This is a genomic window from Pseudomonas sp. NFIX49, from assembly GCF_900115915.1.
Classification (GTDB): domain Bacteria; phylum Pseudomonadota; class Gammaproteobacteria; order Pseudomonadales; family Pseudomonadaceae; genus Aquipseudomonas; species Aquipseudomonas pharyngis.
Map to the genome: position 1 here is coordinate 277,046 of NZ_FOYE01000010.1, position 18,763 is coordinate 295,808.

The 18,763-nt window shown below is 62.2% G+C and carries 18 protein-coding genes; 13 read left to right on the top strand and 5 right to left on the bottom strand.

The genetic code is table 11. The features are described 5' to 3' along the window. Positions 1 to 80 precede the first annotated feature (80 nt). The 5 genes from BMZ46_RS26830 (at position 81) to BMZ46_RS26850 (ending at position 5,380) form a co-directional block, all read left to right on the top strand. Positions 81 to 1,292: an MFS transporter gene (locus BMZ46_RS26830; RefSeq protein WP_074691654.1), complete on the top strand. Its 1,212-nt coding sequence runs from the start codon at positions 81 to 83 to the stop codon at positions 1,290 to 1,292. A 101-nt stretch (positions 1,293 to 1,393) separates the two neighbouring features. Next, entirely contained in the window at positions 1,394 to 2,320 is a 927-nt protein-coding gene (locus tag BMZ46_RS26835; RefSeq protein ID WP_039771950.1) for a DUF72 domain-containing protein, read from the top strand. Then, on the top strand, positions 2,317 to 3,114 hold the full coding sequence (locus BMZ46_RS26840) for an endonuclease/exonuclease/phosphatase family protein (RefSeq protein ID WP_039771952.1): 798 nt from the start codon (positions 2,317 to 2,319) through the stop codon (positions 3,112 to 3,114). Before BMZ46_RS26835 ends, BMZ46_RS26840 begins: the two co-directional genes overlap by 4 nt. Beyond that, positions 3,111 to 4,397, top strand: coding sequence for a cardiolipin synthase ClsB (clsB, locus tag BMZ46_RS26845; protein WP_074691657.1), 1,287 nt, complete (start codon positions 3,111 to 3,113; stop codon positions 4,395 to 4,397). Before BMZ46_RS26840 ends, clsB begins: the two co-directional genes overlap by 4 nt. Continuing rightward, a complete protein-coding gene (locus BMZ46_RS26850) occupies positions 4,394 to 5,380 on the top strand; it encodes a lysylphosphatidylglycerol synthase domain-containing protein (protein ID WP_074691660.1) in 987 nt (328 codons plus the stop codon). Before clsB ends, BMZ46_RS26850 begins: the two co-directional genes overlap by 4 nt. A 29-nt stretch (positions 5,381 to 5,409) precedes the next feature. Here the strand turns inward: BMZ46_RS26850 and BMZ46_RS26855 are convergent, their stop codons facing one another. The 3 genes from BMZ46_RS26855 to BMZ46_RS26865 form a co-directional block, all read right to left on the bottom strand. Continuing rightward, entirely contained in the window at positions 5,410 to 6,168 is a 759-nt protein-coding gene (locus BMZ46_RS26855) for an alpha/beta hydrolase family protein (RefSeq protein ID WP_074691663.1), read from the bottom strand. Continuing rightward, on the bottom strand, positions 6,158 to 7,264 hold the full coding sequence (locus BMZ46_RS26860; protein ID WP_074691665.1) for a DUF3182 family protein: 1,107 nt from the start codon (positions 7,262 to 7,264) through the stop codon (positions 6,158 to 6,160). The genes BMZ46_RS26855 and BMZ46_RS26860 overlap by 11 nt, the downstream gene beginning before the upstream one ends. 178 nt (positions 7,265 to 7,442) lie before the next feature. Continuing rightward, positions 7,443 to 8,438 (bottom strand): GlxA family transcriptional regulator, encoded by a 996-nt coding sequence (locus BMZ46_RS26865; RefSeq protein WP_074691667.1) that lies wholly within the window; start codon positions 8,436 to 8,438, stop codon positions 7,443 to 7,445. 100 nt (positions 8,439 to 8,538) lie between these two features. Between BMZ46_RS26865 and BMZ46_RS26870 the strand changes: the two genes are divergently transcribed. The 7 genes from BMZ46_RS26870 (at position 8,539) to BMZ46_RS26900 (ending at position 13,714) form a co-directional block, all read left to right on the top strand. Continuing rightward, on the top strand, positions 8,539 to 9,093 hold the full coding sequence (locus tag BMZ46_RS26870) for a cysteine hydrolase family protein (protein WP_039771964.1): 555 nt from the start codon (positions 8,539 to 8,541) through the stop codon (positions 9,091 to 9,093). A 153-nt stretch (positions 9,094 to 9,246) separates the two neighbouring features. After that, the gene (locus tag BMZ46_RS26875; RefSeq protein ID WP_007955624.1) at positions 9,247 to 9,915 is read left to right on the top strand and encodes a YjfI family protein; all 669 of its coding nucleotides are present in this window, start codon (positions 9,247 to 9,249) and stop codon (positions 9,913 to 9,915) included. Between the two features lie 17 nt (positions 9,916 to 9,932). Continuing rightward, positions 9,933 to 10,631 carry a PspA/IM30 family protein gene (locus tag BMZ46_RS26880; RefSeq protein ID WP_064382239.1) on the top strand — a complete coding sequence of 233 codons (699 nt, stop codon included), beginning with the start codon at positions 9,933 to 9,935 and terminating at the stop codon, positions 10,629 to 10,631. 123 nt (positions 10,632 to 10,754) lie between these two features. Beyond that, positions 10,755 to 11,405, top strand: a complete 651-nt coding sequence (locus tag BMZ46_RS26885) for a DUF2491 family protein (RefSeq protein WP_074691671.1) — start codon at positions 10,755 to 10,757, stop codon at positions 11,403 to 11,405. 13 nt (positions 11,406 to 11,418) lie between these two features. After that, positions 11,419 to 11,844: a DUF350 domain-containing protein gene (locus tag BMZ46_RS26890; protein WP_074691674.1), complete on the top strand. Its 426-nt coding sequence runs from the start codon at positions 11,419 to 11,421 to the stop codon at positions 11,842 to 11,844. A 17-nt stretch (positions 11,845 to 11,861) separates the two neighbouring features. After that, positions 11,862 to 12,554: a DUF1190 domain-containing protein gene (locus BMZ46_RS26895; protein ID WP_039771974.1), complete on the top strand. Its 693-nt coding sequence runs from the start codon at positions 11,862 to 11,864 to the stop codon at positions 12,552 to 12,554. Between the two features lie 2 nt (positions 12,555 to 12,556). After that, a complete protein-coding gene (locus BMZ46_RS26900) occupies positions 12,557 to 13,714 on the top strand; it encodes a glutathionylspermidine synthase family protein (RefSeq protein WP_074691677.1) in 1,158 nt (385 codons plus the stop codon). A gap of 76 nt (positions 13,715 to 13,790) precedes the next feature. On the opposite strand, the gene BMZ46_RS26905 is transcribed toward BMZ46_RS26900, so the two are convergent. Next, entirely contained in the window at positions 13,791 to 14,309 is a 519-nt protein-coding gene (locus tag BMZ46_RS26905) for a single-stranded DNA-binding protein (RefSeq protein ID WP_003228709.1), read from the bottom strand. 9 nt (positions 14,310 to 14,318) lie between these two features. Beyond that, positions 14,319 to 15,716, bottom strand: coding sequence for an MFS transporter (locus tag BMZ46_RS26910; RefSeq protein ID WP_039771979.1), 1,398 nt, complete (start codon positions 15,714 to 15,716; stop codon positions 14,319 to 14,321). A gap of 191 nt (positions 15,717 to 15,907) precedes the next feature. Between BMZ46_RS26910 and uvrA the strand changes: the two genes are divergently transcribed. Continuing rightward, positions 15,908 to 18,742, top strand: a complete 2,835-nt coding sequence (uvrA, locus tag BMZ46_RS26915; protein ID WP_074691680.1) for an excinuclease ABC subunit UvrA — start codon at positions 15,908 to 15,910, stop codon at positions 18,740 to 18,742. The last annotated feature ends 21 nt before the right edge of the window (positions 18,743 to 18,763 follow it).

The following is an 18,763-nucleotide window of genomic DNA, read 5'->3' on the forward strand; positions in this document are numbered from 1 at the left end:
CAAATGCCCACCCCTGTATTTTTCCACCCCCACCAAACCCTGACACTGCGCTCCATTCAATCCTCAACCGGAGTGCCGTCATGCCCATTGCCCTGCTCGCGCTGACCCTCAGCGCTTTCGCCATCGGGACGACCGAGTTCGTCATCGTTGGCCTGCTTCCCACCATCGGCGCCGATCTCGGCGTCAGCCTGCCGTCCGCCGGTCTGCTGGTCAGTCTGTATGCCCTCGGCGTAGCCATCGGTGCGCCGGTGCTGACCGCCCTCACCGGCAAGGTCCCGCGCAAACTGTTGCTGCTGTCGCTGATGGTGCTGTTCACCCTCGGCAACCTGCTGGCCTGGCTGGCGCCGAGTTATGAATCGCTGGTATTGGCGCGGATCGTCACGGGTCTGGCCCATGGCGTGTTCTTTTCGATCGGCTCGACCATCGCCACCAGCCTGGTGCCCAAGGAGAAAGCCGCCAGTGCGATTGCGATCATGTTCACCGGCCTGACCGTGGCGCTGGTCACCGGCGTGCCGCTGGGCACGTTCATCGGTCAGCATTTCGGCTGGCGTGAAACCTTCCTCGCCGTGTCAGCACTGGGCGTGATCGCGTTTATCGGCAGCCTGCTGTATGTGCCGAACAACATTGCCCACAGCAAACCGGCGTCGCTGTTGCAGCAATTGCAGGTGCTCAGGCAACCACGCCTGTTGCTGGTGTACGCCATGACCGCCATTGGCTACGGCGGCTCGTTCATCGCCTTCACGTTCCTGGCGCCGATCCTCCAGGACATCTCCGGTTTCAGCGCCGGCACCGTCAGCCTGGTGTTGCTGGTGTACGGCGTGTCGGTGGCGGTCGGCAACCTCTGGGGCGGCAAACTGGCCGACAAACGCGGGCCGATCAGCGCGCTGAAAATCATCTTCGCCCTGCTCGCCGCCGTGCTGTTCGTGCTCACCTTCACCGCCGCCAACCCGTGGCTGGCACTGGCCACCGTGCTGGTCTGGGGCGCGGTCGCCTTCGGCAACGTGCCGGGCTTGCAGGTGTACGTGGTGCGTCAGGCTGAACATCACACTCCGCACGCCGTGGACGTGGCCTCGGGGCTGAACATTGCCGCGTTCAACCTCGGAATTGCCGGTGGCGCGTGGGGTGGTGGTCTGATCGTCGAGCACATCGGCCTGATTCACACCGCGTGGATCGGCGGCCTGGTGGTGCTGGTCGCGTTGGCCCTGACGGCATGGAGCGGTCGCCTCGATCGCCTGGGCCCGGTGTACGCCGAACCCGCCAAAGGCTCGGCCCGGATCGTCACCGGGCACTGATCAAGCCAGCCCGACCGTCCGTAATCCCGTCGAAACTTTCCGCGACCGCCCGCAGTCATCCACAGACAGAGGCCGTATGGGGACTTTCGACGGGAGGCGGCATGGCTACGATTCATATCGGCATTTCAGGCTGGCGTTACGCCCCGTGGCGCGGGGACTTTTACCCGAAGGGGCTGGCGCAGAAACGCGAATTGCAGTTCGCCTCACGGGCGGTCAACAGCATCGAAATCAACGGATCGTTCTATGCCCTGCAACGGCCGGAACGCTACGCCCAGTGGTACGCCGAAACGCCGGACGATTTCGTGTTCAGCATCAAGGCACCCCGTTTCATCACCCACATCCGCCGTCTGCGCGATATCGAAAAACCCCTGGCCAATTTCTTCGCCTCCGGGGTGCTGGAACTGAAGGAAAAACTCGGGCCGGTCCTTTGGCAATTCCCGCCCAACTTCACTTTCGACCCCGAGCGTTTCGAAGCCTTTCTCGACCAGTTGCCCCACGACACCCAGGCCGCTGCCGCCCTCGCCCGTCAGCACGACTCACACCTGCACGGCCACGCGAGCCTGAAGGCCTACGGCAAAAAAACGCTGCGCCATGCCGTGGAAATCCGCAACGACAGTTTCATCGATCCCGACTTCGTGCGCCTGCTCAAGCGCTACAACACTGCGCTGGTGATCGCCGACACCGCCGGGAAATGGCCGTACCGCGAAGACCTGACCAGCGATTTCGTCTACCTGCGCCTGCACGGTGCCGAAGAGCTCTATGCCAGCGGTTACACCCGCGCCGCGCTGCAACGCTGGGCCGAACGGATCGACGCCTGGCACCACGGCAGGCAACCGCGCGACGCCCATTTGATCGCGCCGCGCCTGAAGCCTCGGGCCCGTAAATCCCGCGAGGTTTTCTGCTACTTCGACAACGACATCAAGGTTCGCGCGCCTTTCGATGCCCGCAGCCTGTTGCAGCGTTTCGATCTGGATAAAAACCTTGAAACCGTGCCCGGTGAGCCAGCCGCCGAAGGGGTACTCGCATGAGCATTCCCGAGCCGCTCGGCTTCACCGACGAGCAGTCCACGGTCATCACCACCGAGCGCCGTTTCACTGTGCTGACGGTAAACACCCACAAGGGTTTCACCGCCCTGAACCGGCGCTTCATCCTGCCGGAATTGCGCGAAGCGGTGCGCAGCGTGTCCGCCGACGTGGTGTTTCTTCAGGAAGTTCACGGCACCCACGAACATCATCCCAAGCGCTACAACAATTGGCCGACGATGCCGCAGTACGAATTTCTCGCCGACAGTCTCTGGCCACAGTTCGCGTACGGCCGCAACGCCGTGTACCCGGAGGGCGATCATGGCAATGCGGTGCTGTCGAAATTCCAGATCGTGCGCCATGACAACCTCGACGTGTCGATCAGCGGCCACGAAAACCGCGGGCTGCTGCATTGCGTGCTGCGCCTGCCGGGAGACGACCGTGAGGTGCACGCGATCTGCGTCCATCTGGGCCTGCGCGAAAGCCATCGCAACGATCAGTTGGCTCTGCTGAAAAAGCGCCTGGCCGAACTGCCTGAGGATGCGCCGGTGATCGTCGCCGGCGATTTCAACGACTGGCGCCAGCGCGCCGATGCCTTGCTTGAACCCTGTGGCCTGCGTGAAGTGTTTGCGGCGCATCACGGCAAACCGGCGCGCAGTTTTCCGGCCCGCATGCCGTTGCTGCGCCTGGACCGGATCTACGTGCGCAACCTCAAAGCCAGCCAGCCCAAAGTGCTGGCGAACCGTCCCTGGTCACACCTTTCCGACCACGCACCGCTATCGGTGGAGATTGAACTATGAGCAGTGCACCGTTGGAGAAATCCGCCGTAGAGCCGGTCAGCATCAACCCACCCGTGCGCCAGCCCGGCACCGTCGATGTCGAGTATCGCTGGCAGGGTAACAACCGCGTCGAGTTGCTGGAAAACGGCGAAGAGTATTTCCCCCGGGTGTTCGAAGCGATGCGCGCAGCAAAAAGCGAAATCCTGCTGGAGACCTTCATCGTCTTCGAAGACAAGGTCGGGAAAGAGTTGCAGGAAATTCTGATCGATGCCGCCCGCCGTGGCGTGCGCACCACCGTCAGCCTCGACGGCTTCGGTTGCGGCGAATTGAGCACCGGTTATCTGGCCGCGCTGAGCGAAGCCGGCGTCCACCTGCAGATCTTCGATCCGGCCCCCAAGCATCTGGGTATTCGCACCAACTGGTTCCGCCGTTTGCACCGCAAGATTGTGGTGGTCGACGGGCTGGTTGCGTTCATCGGCGGGATCAATTTTTCCGGCGATCATCTGGCCGATTTCGGTCCTGAAGCGAAGCAGGATTACTCGGTGGAGATTCAGGGCCCGGCGGTGACCGACATCCATCATTTCGCCCTGCTGCAAAGCGGCCGTCCGGGACGCGCAAGGTTCTGGTGGCAACGGCGCCGGCAGCGTCGCGCCGAGATGGCGTTTGACGATCACGACGGTCAGGTACGTCTGGTGTTCCGCGACAACGATCGCCACCCCACCGATATCGAAGATGTCTATTTGCAGGTACTGCGCCGCGCCCAACGGCGGGTGGTGATTGCCAACGCCTACTTCTTTCCCGGCTATCGCCTGCTGCGCGAAATCCGTAACGCTGCCCGGCGCGGGGTCGAGGTGCGGCTGATTCTGCAGGGGCAGCCGGACATGCTGGTGGCCAAACTCGCCGCGCGCATGACCTACGACTACCTGCTCAAGGCCGGGGTGCAGATTCACGAATATTGCGAGCGGCCGTTGCACGGTAAAGTGGCGCTGGTGGACGAGGAATGGAGCACCGTCGGCTCAAGCAATCTTGATCCGCTGAGCCTGTCGCTGAACCTGGAAGCCAACGTGCTGATCCGCGACCGCGCCTTCAATCGCCACCTGTTCGAACGCCTCGAAGACCTCAGCCACAACCACTGCAAGGCGATGGACGCCGCGAAGTCGCCGCGCGGGCGGATCTGGCACATGACCGTGGGCTTTCTGGTGTTTCACTTCCTGCGGCATTTCCCGGCGATGGCCGGCTGGCTGCCGGCGCACAAGCCACGGCTCAAACCCTTTTCCCATGCCGCCGGGAGCGATCCTTCATGAGCCATTCCGAAGCCCACGCAGCCGTGCATCCGGCACCGGCGAGCAAGTCCCGCTGGAGTCGCTGGAAACGTCCGCTGACCCTGTTGTTCTTTCTGGCGCTGATCGTTTTGCTGACGATGTTCGCCAGTCGCATCGAATGGGCCGAAGTGCTGCAAACCCTCGCCGACTTCAAGGTGCGCACGCTGATCATCGCCTCCAGCCTGACCTTGCTGAGCTTTCTGGTGTACGCCAGTTTCGACCTGATCGGCCGCACTTACATTCGTCAGGACCTGACGTGGAAACAGATCCTGCCGGTGGGCGTCATCAGCTATGCATTCAACCTCAACCTCAGTGCATGGGTCGGCGGGATCGCCATGCGTTATCGGTTGTACTCGCGGCTCGGGGTGAGCAAAAGCAACATCGCCAAGATCCTCGGCCTGAGCCTGGCGACCAACTGGTTCGGCTACATGACCATCGCCGGCGTGGTGTTTGCCAGTGGACTGGTGCGCATGCCACCGGGCTGGAAGGTCAGCAGCGGCGCGTTGCAGGGCATTGGCGTGTTGCTGCTGTTGGTCAGTGTCGGTTATCTGGTTGCCTGCCAGTTTTCCCGGCGTCGCGAGTGGTCGATTCGTGGGGTGGAAATCAACCTGCCATCGCTGCGCATGGCGGTTCTGCAATTGCTGCTCGGGGCGCTCAACTGGTCGTTGATGGCGGCGGTGATTTTCACCTTGCTGCCGAGCAAGCTCGACTATCCGCTGGTGCTCGGGGTGCTGCTGATCAGTGCGATTGCCGGGGTCATCACCCACATTCCCGCCGGGCTGGGCGTGCTGGAGGCAGTGTTCGTGGCGCTGCTGCAACACGAGGCCTCACGCGGCAGTCTGGTGGCGGGGCTGCTGGCGTATCGGGCGATTTATTTCCTGCTGCCGCTGCTGATCACCGTGGTCATGTATCTGGTGGTAGAAGCCAAGGCCAAGGCGTTGCGGATCGAGAAGAAACCCAAGTGATCCTTAGCGCCTGACCGGCCGACGCGAACTCATGTGGACTGAATGATGCTCAACCGCTCACCCACCACCATCTCGGTGATCCAGTCGACCAGGATTGAGGTGTAGGCCTGCTGAGAGGTCGGATCGCTCAGGGCATGGTCGGCGCCGTCGATGATGCGGTGGGTCAGCGAATGGGTCTGCTGGCACGCGGCGCGGTAACTCATGATGGTCGCGTGGGGCACGTACTCATCGGTTTCCGACTGCACCAGCAGCACGTCGCCAGTAAATTGCGAGCAGGCGTGCAAGGCGCGGTTACTGTCGGCGCGGATCAGCGTGCTGCGATAATCGCGCAGATCGGCCTTGTCCAGATCGCGCTTGGGCGTGTGCCATTGCTCGTCGCGGTACAGCGCCGGCACCCGCAGCGCCAGCCAGCGCACCGGGCGCAGCGAGGTGAGAATCGAGGCGAGGTAACCGCCATAGCTGGTGCCCACCACCGCGATGGCCGAAGTATCCAGCGCCGGGTGGGCGAGCAGCCGGTCGTAGGCCGCCAGCAAGTCACGCAGGTTGTCTTCGCGGGTGACCCGGCTCAGCGGAATGCCGGTGCCGCCGGTGTGCCCGCGCAGGTCGAACGTCAGGCACACACAACCCAGGCCGGCGATGCCTTTGGCCCGTTCCAGATCCCGCTCCTGACTGCCGCCCCAGCCGTGCACGAACAACACGCCGGGGACTTTCGATTTGGGACTGAGAAACGTCCCGCTCATCTGTTCATCATCAATGTCGATTTGAATGCTTTCGCTTCTAGCCGTCATAGGATTTGACCGTTACGTATTTGAGGAGAAAGTCGCTGTTCTCTGCCGGCCCGCGATACACCTCGATGGCATCCGCCGGCAGGTCCTGATCGGTATAGGTTTCCACCGACGACACGCGGATCGCGCGCATCGAGGGATCGTTGACGAAACTTTGCAGCGCCGCCACTTCCGCGCTGCTGGCGCCGCCCATGCGCCAGGACTGCTCGAGCACGCCACTGCGCGGCCGGCCTTCGCTGTCCAGGCCCTGGGCGATGTCGTAATTGCGCCGCGAGGCATAGAAATGCGGATAGGCTTCGTCCGCCGCCCGGTCGAACACCTGCGCCTGCTGGATCGCCAGACGCACGTCGTCGGGCAGATCCAGCGTCAGCAGATCCTCGTAACCGCCCTGCACCACCAGCAGGTTCGAGCCGCCGTACACCTCTTCGCCGTGGGCGTCCTTGGTCAAGTATTGATCACCGCAGTAACTCAGCACCCTGCCGCCGATGAACGACTGACCGACGCTATGGGTAACCACCTGACTCAAGTCCTGCTCCAGCACCACGCCATCGCTGAACAGTTCTCCGGCCTCGGGTCGGGCGAGAATTTCGTCGAACGCATCCAGGCTCTTGATCACTTCCTGCCCACGCCCGGCACAGGCGTGAATCGGCTTGATCCGGATCGGTCCGCTGTACAACAGATGTTCGGCGGCGGGCCGCGCATCCTCCAGCGCAAAGACGCTGAGCCCGTCCAGCACCACGGTGCGCACCCGCTCGGAAAACAGCGGCGACCAGCCTTGCGGCGCATGGGCCTGATGGCTGCGCAAACCGTGGCTGATGGCTTTGGTGCAGATGAAATCGTGCTCGACGAAACCGCCCCACAGATCGTCCGGGCCACTCACACCCAGTTCGCGGGCCGCCGCGCCGACGAGGGTCTGGGTCGGCAGCAGATAAATATCCCGGCCGCGATGTTTTTCGGCGTCGTAACTGCCGCCGAACTTGAGGCCGAGGATCTGCGCCAGCCATCGCGCGAGGGCCTTGTTGGTCTGCACTTCATGCTGTGGCGCGCCGGGTCGAACCGAGTGGGCGACGACCACTTTCCTACGGGATGTCGGGGTCATGCGTCCCCCTTCCAACGGCGGGTTGAATGTAGGTCAGAGGGTGCAGAGATCAGGCCAACCGGGGCTCGCCTGAAACGCCCTGAAAATCAGCGACTTGAAAAACCCGTGCTGGCACCGCGCCTGTTTCAATCTGCACGACTGCGCTCTGGGCTCCGGCATTTTGCACGACGGGTGCGTATTACTTCGCCACGGCCGGTGGCGGACTCACGCCAAATCGCGTGCGGTATTCACTCGGCGCCAGCCCGGTGATTTTCTTGAACGTCGCGCGAAAGGCGCCCGGATCCTGATAGCCCACCGTCCACGCGATGTGATCGATGGTGCCGTTGGTGAACTCGAGCATTTCCCGGGCCTTGCCGACCCGCAGGTGCTGGCAGTATTCGGTGGGTTTCAGGCCGGTCGCCGCGCGGAACCGGCGCAGAAATGTTCGCTCCTCCAGACCCGCACGTTCGGCCATTGCCGTCAGCGAGACATCGGTCGCGCCGGTGCCCTGCAGCCAATGCTGAACCTGAAGAATCGGCCCGTCGCCATGATTGAGGATCGGCGCAAAATTGCTGCCGCACGCACTGGCGCTGTCGCTGTGCTCCACCACCAGAAACCGCGCGGTGCTGCTGGCGATGCTCGGCCCGAGCAATCGGTCCACCAGACGCAAACCAAGCTCTGACCAGGCCATCAGCCCCGCCGTCGTTATCAGGTCACCGTCGTCGACAATCGGCGTGTCGGCCTTGAGCCTGATCTTCGGGTAACACTCGGCGAAGGCCTTGGCCGAAGTCCAGTGCGTGGTAGCGCTGCGACCATCGAGCAACCCGCTCTCCGCCAGCAGCCACGAGCCGACACAAACCCCGCCAAGCGTCGCGCCACGAGCATGTTGTTCACGCAGCCAGGGCAGCAGCCCGGCCGGCATCTGTGCCGCGGAAAAACCGGCAATCGACGGCGGGATCAACACCGCCAGCAAACCGTAGTCGGCTCCGGGATGACTGTCGTAAACCCGCACGGGCGGGCGGTCGTCATCGACCTGCCAGTGGCTGATCCGCAGCAGCGGCAATTGCGTGGCCTGGTGTTCGGCGGCGATCCGGTTGGCGACCCCGAACAGGTCGGTCAGGCCATGCACCGCCGCCATCTGCGCCCCGGGATACATCAGCACGCCCAGTTCCGCGACGGTCCTTTCTGCACCCATTGTCAGTTTTCCCCTGTGTATTGTCGGTGCGGCCAATCCTCGAAACCGTGGCCAGCGCCAATACTGAACCCACGCCAACCCACACTTCGAGGACACACCCATGGCCAAGCAAGCGCTCATCGTAGTCGATATCCAGAACGACTACTTCCCCCAAGGCAAGTGGCCGCTGGTCGGTGCCGACGCCGCCGCCGACAACGCCGCCCGGCTGATCGCGGCCTTCCGTGAAGCCGGTGATTCGGTGGTGCACATCCGCCACGAATTCACCTCGCCCGAGGCACCGTTTTTCACCCCGGGCTCCGAAGGCGCGAAACTGCATCCGAAAGTGCTCAACCGCACCGACGAGCCGGTGGTGCTCAAGCACTTCGTCAACTCGTTCCGCGAAACCGAGCTGCAATCGATCCTCGACGAACAAGGCATCAACGAGTTGGTGGTGGTCGGCAGCATGAGCCACATGTGCGTCGACGGCATCACCCGTGCGGCGGCCGATCTGGGTTACACCGTTACGGTGATCCACGATGCTTGCGCCAGCCGTGACCTGGAATTCAACGGTCTGACCGTGCCCGCCGCCCACGTGCATGCGGCGTTCATGTCGGCGCTGGGGTTTGCCTACGCCAGCGTGGTGTCCACCGACGAGTTCCTCGCCGCCAGCCGCTGAGCTCTGCTCTGATACAACTGGAAATACCTGCGCCCGCCTCGCTGCGGGCGTTTTTTTGTGGCTCAAGAAAATCTCACGCGTGAGCCATTGATGGCATTTTGATTTGGTTGTAGTGTGGCTCACGCGTGAGATGTTCATAACGGAGTCATCGCCATGAAAAGCCGCTCCCCTGCCACCAAGTCAGAGAGCCCAAAGGGAGTGCGCTCGACACCGTCCGCGAAAAAACCGTCGAGCTTCTACATGAAGCAGATGCGCGCGGGCCTGGCTGCCGCCGGTTATGTGAAACACGAAACTTGGGTGCTTCCGGAAAACCGAAGCTTGCTCAAGCAAATGGAGCAACAGCTACGCCAACCGATTCTGGCTGGCTCTTTCATGTCGGAGAATTACATGAGCGCAGGCAACAACTGGAACATCGATAGCCTCTACAACGCTTTCAAGGCGCTGGACGAGGTGGCTTCGCAAGAGATCACGCTGTCTCTGATCCAGAGCTCCGAACCCAGCCTCAAGCTGGAAATGAACGAATTCGGCGGTCTGCCGATTCACATCGCCCTCGCCGGTCAGCAGATCATCGTCGACACCGTGCTGGTGGACATCGATTCGATCACCGATGTGCGCGCCTTCAACGACGCGGTACTGCGCAGCCGGGAAATGTTCCCGCTGTCGTCGATCGGCATCGAGACCATGCCCAACGGCCAGACCGTCTACAACATGTTCGGTGCACTGAGTGCCGACTCGAGCCTGACCAACGTGGTCACCGAGGTGAAAACCCTGGTCGACAACGTGCAGCGCGCCAGCGAAGCCTTCGAACACTTCTTCAAGTAATCAACAGGGAATATCCAATGACTCAGTCCATCTGGAGCAAGTTGTTCACCGCGCTGCGCGGCGGCGCCAACGAAGTCGGCGAAGCGATCGCCGACCAACAGGCCCTGCGCATCCTCGATCAGGAAATCCGTGACGCCGACAGCGCGCTGTCCAATGCCCGTCGCGAACTGGTCACCATCATGGCCAAGCACAAACTCTCCGCCGACCGCGTGAGCGAGTACGAAGCCAAGATCAGGGACCTGGAAGCCAAGGCCGTTTCCGCCCTGAACGCCGGCCGTGAAGACCTGGCGCTGGAAGTGGCCGAAGCGATCTCGACCCTGACCAACGACCTGGGCGTCGAGAAAAAGCAGACCGACGAATTCGGCACCTACGCCGACAACATGCGCAAGGACATCAACAAGGCCGAAGCGCGGATCAAGAGCCTGCGCCAGCAAGTGGACATGGCCAAGGCCCGTGAGAGCGTGCAGAAAGCGCAGGTCAGCGCCTCGATCGCCAGCGGCGGCGCCAACGGCAAGCTGGAAACCGCCGTCGGTACCCTGAACCGCCTGCAAGCCAAACAGCAGCAACGCGCTGCCGAGCTGAGCGCTGCCGACGAACTGGCCGATGCGTCGACCGGCAACGACCTGGATCGCAAGCTGCGCGAAGCCGGCATCACGCCGAACGAAGGCAGCGCCAACGCCATCCTCGAGCGTCTGAAGCAGAAGTCCGCCCAGTAACGGCGGCGAGAAAACAGAAGGGCACCGGGTGCCCTTCTTTTTTGCCTGCTCGTTTGTCACGAGGCCGGTACACTAGCGGCGTTTTGCCAACGAATACCTCCACCCGCTTCAAGGAATGTACCCATGGGATGGTTCAAAGATTTGCTCGGCACCAGCAACTGGCAGTCGGCCGCGCCAGCGTCCGAGTCTGCCGGCGGCCCGCTCGGACTGGCGCAGGGCAAGGCGATTCGCTTCGACACGACCCTCGGCCTGTTGCTCGACGGCAGCACTTCAGTGCGGGTTCCCGACGCCCAGGCCATCTGGAGCGCCGGCTGGATCGACCTCGGTCAGTCGAACAAACTGCATCGCTACTATCTGAACGATGAAGAATTCTGGGTACAGATCCATGTCACCGGTGATGACCAGATCGAGTCGGTGACGCTGTTCAACTACGTTAGCTACGTGACGGTCAACAGTGACGCCGAATTGCAGCGTCTGGCCGGCCCGAACAGCCTGATCGGCCTACCGACCTATCGCCACGAAGGCGTCGAATACACCCGTGAGTGGGGCACCGAATGCGGTCAGACCGAACTGGTGCCGCTGACCGAACAGGTGATCAACCCGGACGAGTCCTACACCATCAACCATCACTCGATGCTCTACGCCCGGGAGACCGGCCTGACCGATCGCCGCGAACTCTTGCTGTTCTCCGTCGAACAGGACGAAGAAGGCACCGTCAGCCTGAGCACTTCGCTGGGCATCTCGCTGTACACCACCGATTTGAGCACCATTTAAAAGGAAGTTTTCCATGCTGGAAGCGTTGTCCATTTCCCTGAACAAAGCCGCGCTGGTCGGTTTCGTTGCCTACCTGATCGGCGCCGTGCTGCTGTTCATGCTGTTTCAGTTCGTCTACACCCGCGTCACGCCGCACAAGGAATTCGAGCTGATCCGTTCCGGCAACGTCGCCGCCGCCATTGCCCTGTCCGGCGCGATCATCGGTTTCGCGATTCCGGCCAGCAACGTGATCGCTCATTCGATCAACGTCCTCGACTTCGTCCTCTGGGCGGTGATCGCGGCCGCGGTGCAATTGCTGGCGTTCCTGGCGACCGGGTTGGTGCTCAAGGGCACGTCCCAACGCATCGCCAACGGTGAAATCGCCGCGGGCATCTATGTGGCGGCGGTGGCGATCAGCGTCGGCATGCTCAACGCCGCGTGCATGACCCCGTCCTACTGATCGGCAGGAAGCCTGAGATGAAACGAAGCAAGTACGTTCAACTGTCGCTGGCCGCTTCGGTGGCTCTGGCGATTTCTGGTGAAGTGGCCGCCCAGGAACAGCAACGCAACTTCCAGAGCGTCGAACAATGCGTCGATGCCGAAGTGGCGCCGGATGTCTGCTCGAATGCCTACGTCGCCGCCCTGGCCGAACACCGGCGGATCTCCCCGGCCTACGACGACAAGGCTGCCTGCGACGCGGACTTTGCCGCCGACTGGTGTCAGAAAAATTCCGCCGGCCGTTTTGTGCCAAAACTCGGCGGCTTCAAGGTGCCGCAGGACGGTGAGCCGGCGCAAAACCTCGATGCGATCGCCAATGCCCAGATGCCCGCCGGCGACGCGGCCGCCGTGCAGAGCAATCAGACCAGCACTTCGCACTCGTCCAGCGGTGCAGGCAATGGCTGGCTCACCGGATGGCTGATCGGCAATGCCATGAGCAACAACCGCGCGATCGACTCGCGGCCGGTTTATCGTGAGCGCAATACCCGCCAGACCTACGACACCTCGACGCTGAACCGTCGCATCGAATCGGCGCCGAGCCGCAGCCAGCGGGACTACGACAGCGATTACCGCAAACCGGTCAACGTCGCTGCGTCCACCTCCCGTGGCGGCTTCGGCAGCCAGTCCAGCGCCCGCAGCGGTTGGGGCGGCTGGGGCCGTTCGAGCAGCTGACCATGAAGAAGATCCACTGCGCCGAGCGCCACGACTGGAAGCAGACCGCCGAAAGCCTCGGCTTTCTGTTTCACACCATCGACGACGAGCCGTACTGGGACGAGCGCGCCTACTATCAGTTCACGCTCGCGCAGATCGAAAACGATCTGGAGGATCCGACCACTGAACTGCACGAGATGTGCATGGACCTGGTCGACCGCGTCGTACACAGCGAAGAACTGCTGGATCGCCTGAGCATTCCGGCGCCGTACTACGACATGATCCGAACGTCCTGGCTGGAAGGTCATCCGCATCTGTACGGGCGCATGGACTTCTCCTACAGCGGCAACGGCCCGGCGAAGCTGCTCGAACTCAACTACGACACGCCCACCAGTCTTTACGAAGCGGCGGCGTTCCAGTGGGGCTGGCTGGAGCAGTGCATCGAGCGCGGGCTGCTGCCGCGCCATGCCGACCAGTTCAACAGCATCGACACCCGGCTGCACGAAGCCTTTGCCCATCTGAAACTCACGCGGCCGTTTTACTTCGCCTCGATGAAAGACTCGGTCGAAGACAAGGGCACCACGGATTACCTGCGGCTGATCGCAGAAAAGGTCGGCATCGAATCGCGGCACATCGACATCGAAGACATCGGCCTGAGCGCTGACGGTCGTTTCGTGGATCTCGAAGATCGCTGGATTCCGCACCTGTTCAAGCTGCACGCCTGGGAGTTCATCTTCCACGAACCGTTCGGCGCGGCGATTGCCGAGTGCGACACCCAGTTTTTCGAACCGGCGTGGAAGTCGATCCTATCCAACAAGGGCGCCCTGCCCCTGCTATGGGAGTTTCATAAAGGCCACCCGAATCTGCTGGCTGCTCACCTCGATCCGAACCCGGGCAGTGCGGTGCCCAAGGGCTGGGTGCGCAAACCGTACTTCTCCCGGGAAGGCGCCAATATCGAGTTGCAGACCGCTGAAGGCTTGATCGTCAAAGAGGATGGGCCCTACACCGATGCGCCCTTCATCCTGCAGGAATTTGCCCCTTTGCCGAAGTTCGACGACAGCTACACGCTGATCGGCTCCTGGGTGATCGGCGATCAGGCGGCGGGGATTGGCGTGCGCGAAGACAACAGTCTTATCACCAAGGATTCGAGCCGGTTTTTGCCACATCTGATTCTTGATTAAAAAACCTGCGCGCATGAAAAAGGCCCGTCGTGTTCAGCGACGGGCCTTTTTTATTTAGCGCAGATACAGCAGCGAATCAGAACGGAATGTCGTCATCGAAGCTGTCGAAATCCGGAGCCGGTTGCGGTGCGGCCTGCTGTGGAGCCGGGGCCGAACGCTGCTGAGGTGCCGACTGCTGCGGACGCGGAGCCTGTTGGCGTGGCGCCTGCTGCTGATAGTTGTTGCCACCGCCTTGTTGGTCGCCTTGTTGTGGACGGCCGCCGAGCAGTTGCATGGTGCCTTGCATGTCGACCACGATCTCGGTGGTGTAACGCTTGATACCGTCTTTTTCCCACTCACGGGTCTGCAGCTTGCCTTCGATGTAGACCTGCGAACCTTTGCGCAGGTATTCGCCGGCGATTTCGGCAACCTTGCCGAACATCGATACGCGGTGCCACTCGGTCTTCTCGACCTTCTGACCGGTCTGCTTGTCGGTCCACTGCTCGCTGGTCGCCAGACTCAGGTTGGTCACGGCGTTACCGTTGGGCAGGTAGCGTACTTCGGGATCCTGGCCGCAAGTACCGACCAGAATGACTTTGTTAACCCCACGGGCCATAACGTTCTCCTAGGCTTCGCACGCAGTCTGCGCCGGGTTGTTCACCAGGCGTTCGAGAGTGGTGCGATCCATTAATTCGGTGTCCAGTTTGATGTAGATCGCCGCTTCATCAGCGACTATCACTGCATCAGTTACCCCTACGAGGGCCTTGAGACGCTCGACCAGACCCGCTTCGCGGATCGCTTCGGGCGACAACGGCAGGCGCAGGCTCGTCACGTAGGGAGGTTCGCGCATGGTAACAGCAAAGGCCAGCCAAAGTGCAGCCAGCCCGGCACATCCGAGGAACACAACCGACAGACCGCCATGCTGGAACATCCAGCCGCCGAGAATACCGCCGAGTGCCGAACCGAGGAACTGACTGGTGGAGTACACGCCCATGGCCGTGCCCTTGCCACCTGCCGGTGAAACCTTGCTGATCAGCGACGGCAGCGATGCCTCCAGCAGATTGAACGCGGTGAAGAACACCACCGTCCCGATCACCAGAGCCCGCAGGCTGTCGCCGAACTGCCAGAAGAATAGCTCAGTCAGCATCAGCGTCATCACGGCGCCGAGCAGAACTCGTTTCATTTTGCGTCTCTTCTCGCCGTAGATGATGAACGGAATCATGGCGAAGAAGGAAATCAGCAGTGCGGTGAGGTACACCCACCAGTGCTGCTCCTTGGGCAGACCGGCCTTTTCGACCAGCGCCAGGGGCAGTGCGACGAAGCTCGACATCAACATCGCATGTAACACAAAAATGCCCAGGTCCAGCCGCAGCAGGTCCGGGTGCTTGAGCGTCGGCATCAACGCCTGGCGTGCAACGCCGGACTCGCGATGACTCAGCGGCCCGGTGGACTTCGGCACCATGAACATCACGATCACGATCCCGACCAGGGCCATGCCGCCGGTGGCGAGAAACAGGCCGGACAGGCCGAACGCACGGGTCAGCAGCGGGCCGACCACCATGGCCACGGCGAACGACAGGCCGATGGTCATGCCGATCATGGCCATGGCTTTGGTGCGGTGCTGTTCGCGGGTCAGGTCGGAGAGCAGGGCCATGACCGCCGCAGAAATCGCCCCGGCGCCCTGCAGAATCCGCCCGGCGATCACACCCCAGATCGAATCGGCCTGAGCCGCCAGCACACTGCCGAGGGCGAAGACGATCAGCCCCAGGTAAATCACCGGACGCCGGCCGATGCGGTCGGAAATGATCCCGAACGGAATCTGGAAAATCGCCTGGGTCAGGCCGTAAGCGCCGATCGCCAGCCCGATCAGGGCCGGGGTCGCTCCCGCCAGATCCATGCCGTAGGTCGCCAGTACCGGCAACACCATGAACATGCCAAGCATACGGAAGGCGAACACCAGGGCCAGACCGCTCGCCGCGCGGGTCTCGCTGCCACTCATGCGTTCGCTGTGGGGATCGTGCATGGAAAAACCTCGTGTGAACCGGCGGCGATTCTACCAGTCCCATCGAGAGACGGGGTATATCGCGACGCTTTGACGCGTACAGATGAAACTCTCTTCATGTAAGGCAAAAAACCCTTCACTTGATAGTGTGCATCCATCCAGTATTTGGCCGTATACTCCTGTGTTTTCGACGCCCGCCGAGCGAGGCCATTTTGGACAAGATCCTGATTCGTGGGGCCCGCACCCACAACCTGAAGAACATCGACCTGACCCTGCCACGGGACAAACTGATCGTCATCACCGGCCTGTCCGGATCCGGCAAGTCTTCCCTGGCTTTCGACACGCTGTACGCCGAAGGTCAGCGCCGCTATGTCGAATCCCTGTCGGCCTATGCCCGGCAGTTCCTGTCGATGATGGAAAAACCCGACGTCGACACCATCGAAGGCCTGTCGCCGGCGATCTCCATCGAACAGAAGTCGACCTCGCACAACCCGCGTTCCACGGTCGGCACGATCACCGAAATCTACGACTACCTGCGTCTGCTCTATGCCCGCGTCGGTACGCCACGCTGCCCGGATCACGACATTCCGCTGGAAGCGCAGACTGTAAGCCAGATGGTCGACCTGGTACTCGCCCAGCCGGAAGGCAGCAAGCTGATGCTGCTGGCGCCGGTGATCCGCGAGCGCAAGGGCGAGCACCTGTCGGTGTTCGAAGAACTGCGTGCCCAGGGCTTCGTCCGGGCCCGGGTCAACGGCCGGCTCTGTGAGCTGGACGAACTGCCGAAACTGGATAAACAGAAGAAGCATACGATTGAAGTCGTTGTCGACCGTTTCAAGGTACGCGCCGACCTGCAGCAGCGTCTGGCGGAATCCTTCGAAACCGCACTGAAGCTGGCCGACGGCATCGCCCTGGTGGCGCCGATGGACGACGAGCCGGGCGAAGAGATGATCTTCTCCGCGCGCTTCGCCTGCCCGATCTGCGGCCACGCAATCAGCGAGCTGGAACCCAAGCTGTTTTCCTTCAACAACCCGGCCGGCGCCTGCCCGACCTGCGACGGTCTGGGGGTGAAGCAGTTTTTCGACATCAAGCGACTGGTCAACGGTGATTTGACCCTGGCCGAAGGCGCGATCCGTGGCTGGGACAGGCGTAACGTCTATTACTTCCAGATGCTCGGATCACTGGCCGCGCATTACGGCTTCAGCCTGGAGCAGCCGTTCAACGAGCTGCCGGCCGATCAGCAGAAGTTCATCCTGCACGGCAGCGGTTCGCAGAACGTCGATTTCAAATACCTCAACGACCGGGGCGACATCGTCAAACGCTCGCACCCGTTCGAAGGCATCGTGCCGAACCTTGAGCGCCGCTACCGCGAAACCGAATCGGCCAGTGTGCGTGAAGAGCTGGCGAAGTTCCTCAGCACCCAGTCGTGCCCGGATTGCCGTGGTACCCGCCTGCGTCGCGAAGCGCGACACGTGTGGGTCGGCGAGAAAACCCTGCCGGCGGTAACCAACCTGCCGATCGGCGACGCCTGCGATTACTTCGGCGCGCTGAAGATGACCGGCCGCCGTGGCGAAATCGCCGACAAGATTCTCAAGGAAATCCGCGAGCGCCTGCAGTTTCTGGTCAACGTCGGCCTGGACTATCTGTCCCTGGATCGCAGTGCCGATACGTTGTCTGGCGGCGAGGCGCAGCGGATTCGTCTGGCCAGTCAGATCGGCGCGGGCCTGGTGGGTGTTCTGTACATCCTCGATGAGCCGTCGATTGGTCTGCACCAGCGCGACAACGATCGGCTGCTCGGCACCCTCAAGCACCTGCGCGACATCGGCAACACGGTGATTGTGGTCGAGCACGACGAAGATGCGATTCGACTGGCCGACTACGTAGTGGATATCGGCCCGGGCGCCGGTGTTCATGGCGGACAGATCGTCGCCGAAGGCACGCCGGCCGAAGTCATGGCGCACCCGGATTCGTTGACCGGTAAATACCTGTCGGGCCGGGTCAAGATCGAAGTGCCGGCCAAGCGCACGCCACGCAACAAGAAGCAGGTGCTGTCGCTCAAGGGCGCGCGGGGTAACAACCTGCGCAACGTCGACCTGGAAATCCCGATCGGCCTGCTGACCTGCGTGACCGGCGTCTCCGGCTCCGGCAAATCGACGCTGATCAACAACACGCTGTTCCCGCTGAGCGCCACGGCACTCAATGGCGCGACCACCCTGGAAGCGGCAGCCCACGACAGCATCAAGGGCCTGGAACATCTGGACAAGGTCGTCGACATCGACCAGAGCCCGATCGGCCGCACGCCGCGCTCCAACCCGGCGACCTACACCGGCCTGTTCACGCCGATTCGCGAACTGTTCGCCGGCGTGCCCGAGTCCCGCTCCCGTGGTTACGGGCCGGGGCGTTTCTCGTTCAACGTCAAGGGCGGGCGTTGCGAGGCCTGCCAGGGCGACGGTTTGATCAAGGTGGAAATGCATTTCCTGCCGGACATCTACGTTCCGTGTGACGTGTGCAAGAGCAAGCGCTACAACCGCGAAACCCTGGAGATCAAATACAAGGGCAAGAGCATCCACGAAACCCTCGAGATGACTATCGAGGAAGCGCGGGAGTTCTTCGACGCGGTGCCGGCGCTGGCGCGCAAGCTGCAAACGCTGATGGATGTGGGCCTGTCGTACATCAAGCTCGGGCAGTCGGCCACGACGCTGTCGGGTGGTGAGGCCCAGCGGGTCAAGTTGTCCCGCGAACTGTCCAAGCGCGATACCGGCAAAACCCTGTACATCCTCGATGAGCCGACCACCGGTCTGCACTTCGCGGATATCCAGCAACTGCTCGACGTACTGCATCGCCTGCGCGACCACGGCAACACCGTGGTGGTGATCGAGCACAACCTCGACGTGATCAAGACCGCCGACTGGCTGGTGGATCTCGGCCCCGAGGGCGGTTCGAAAGGTGGCCAGATCATCGCCACCGGTACGCCGGAGGAAGTGGCCGAGATGAAGCAGTCTCACACCGGGCATTACCTCAAGCCGCTGTTGATCCGCGATCGGGCCTGATCGCCGGGCATGAAAAAGCCC

Bases quoted from the DNA above. Each gene is read 5' to 3' on its own strand.
- BMZ46_RS26875 (WP_007955624.1), top strand. From the start codon at position 9,247: ATGAAAAGCCGCTCCCCTGCCACCAAGTCAGAGAGCCCAAAGGGAGTG.
- BMZ46_RS26865 (WP_074691667.1), bottom strand. From the start codon at position 8,438: ATGGGTGCAGAAAGGACCGTCGCGGAACTGGGCGTGCTGATGTATCCC.
- BMZ46_RS26880 (WP_064382239.1), top strand. From the start codon at position 9,933: ATGACTCAGTCCATCTGGAGCAAGTTGTTCACCGCGCTGCGCGGCGGC.
- BMZ46_RS26830 (WP_074691654.1), top strand. From the start codon at position 81: ATGCCCATTGCCCTGCTCGCGCTGACCCTCAGCGCTTTCGCCATCGGG.
- BMZ46_RS26895 (WP_039771974.1), top strand. From the start codon at position 11,862: ATGAAACGAAGCAAGTACGTTCAACTGTCGCTGGCCGCTTCGGTGGCT.
- BMZ46_RS26835 (WP_039771950.1), top strand. From the start codon at position 1,394: ATGGCTACGATTCATATCGGCATTTCAGGCTGGCGTTACGCCCCGTGG.
- clsB (WP_074691657.1), top strand. From the start codon at position 3,111: ATGAGCAGTGCACCGTTGGAGAAATCCGCCGTAGAGCCGGTCAGCATC.
- BMZ46_RS26885 (WP_074691671.1), top strand. From the start codon at position 10,755: ATGGGATGGTTCAAAGATTTGCTCGGCACCAGCAACTGGCAGTCGGCC.
- BMZ46_RS26855 (WP_074691663.1), bottom strand. From the start codon at position 6,168: ATGACGGCTAGAAGCGAAAGCATTCAAATCGACATTGATGATGAACAG.
- BMZ46_RS26840 (WP_039771952.1), top strand. From the start codon at position 2,317: ATGAGCATTCCCGAGCCGCTCGGCTTCACCGACGAGCAGTCCACGGTC.
- BMZ46_RS26850 (WP_074691660.1), top strand. From the start codon at position 4,394: ATGAGCCATTCCGAAGCCCACGCAGCCGTGCATCCGGCACCGGCGAGC.
- BMZ46_RS26890 (WP_074691674.1), top strand. From the start codon at position 11,419: ATGCTGGAAGCGTTGTCCATTTCCCTGAACAAAGCCGCGCTGGTCGGT.
- BMZ46_RS26900 (WP_074691677.1), top strand. From the start codon at position 12,557: ATGAAGAAGATCCACTGCGCCGAGCGCCACGACTGGAAGCAGACCGCC.
- BMZ46_RS26905 (WP_003228709.1), bottom strand. From the start codon at position 14,309: ATGGCCCGTGGGGTTAACAAAGTCATTCTGGTCGGTACTTGCGGCCAG.
- BMZ46_RS26910 (WP_039771979.1), bottom strand. From the start codon at position 15,716: ATGCACGATCCCCACAGCGAACGCATGAGTGGCAGCGAGACCCGCGCG.
- BMZ46_RS26870 (WP_039771964.1), top strand. From the start codon at position 8,539: ATGGCCAAGCAAGCGCTCATCGTAGTCGATATCCAGAACGACTACTTC.
- BMZ46_RS26860 (WP_074691665.1), bottom strand. From the start codon at position 7,264: ATGACCCCGACATCCCGTAGGAAAGTGGTCGTCGCCCACTCGGTTCGA.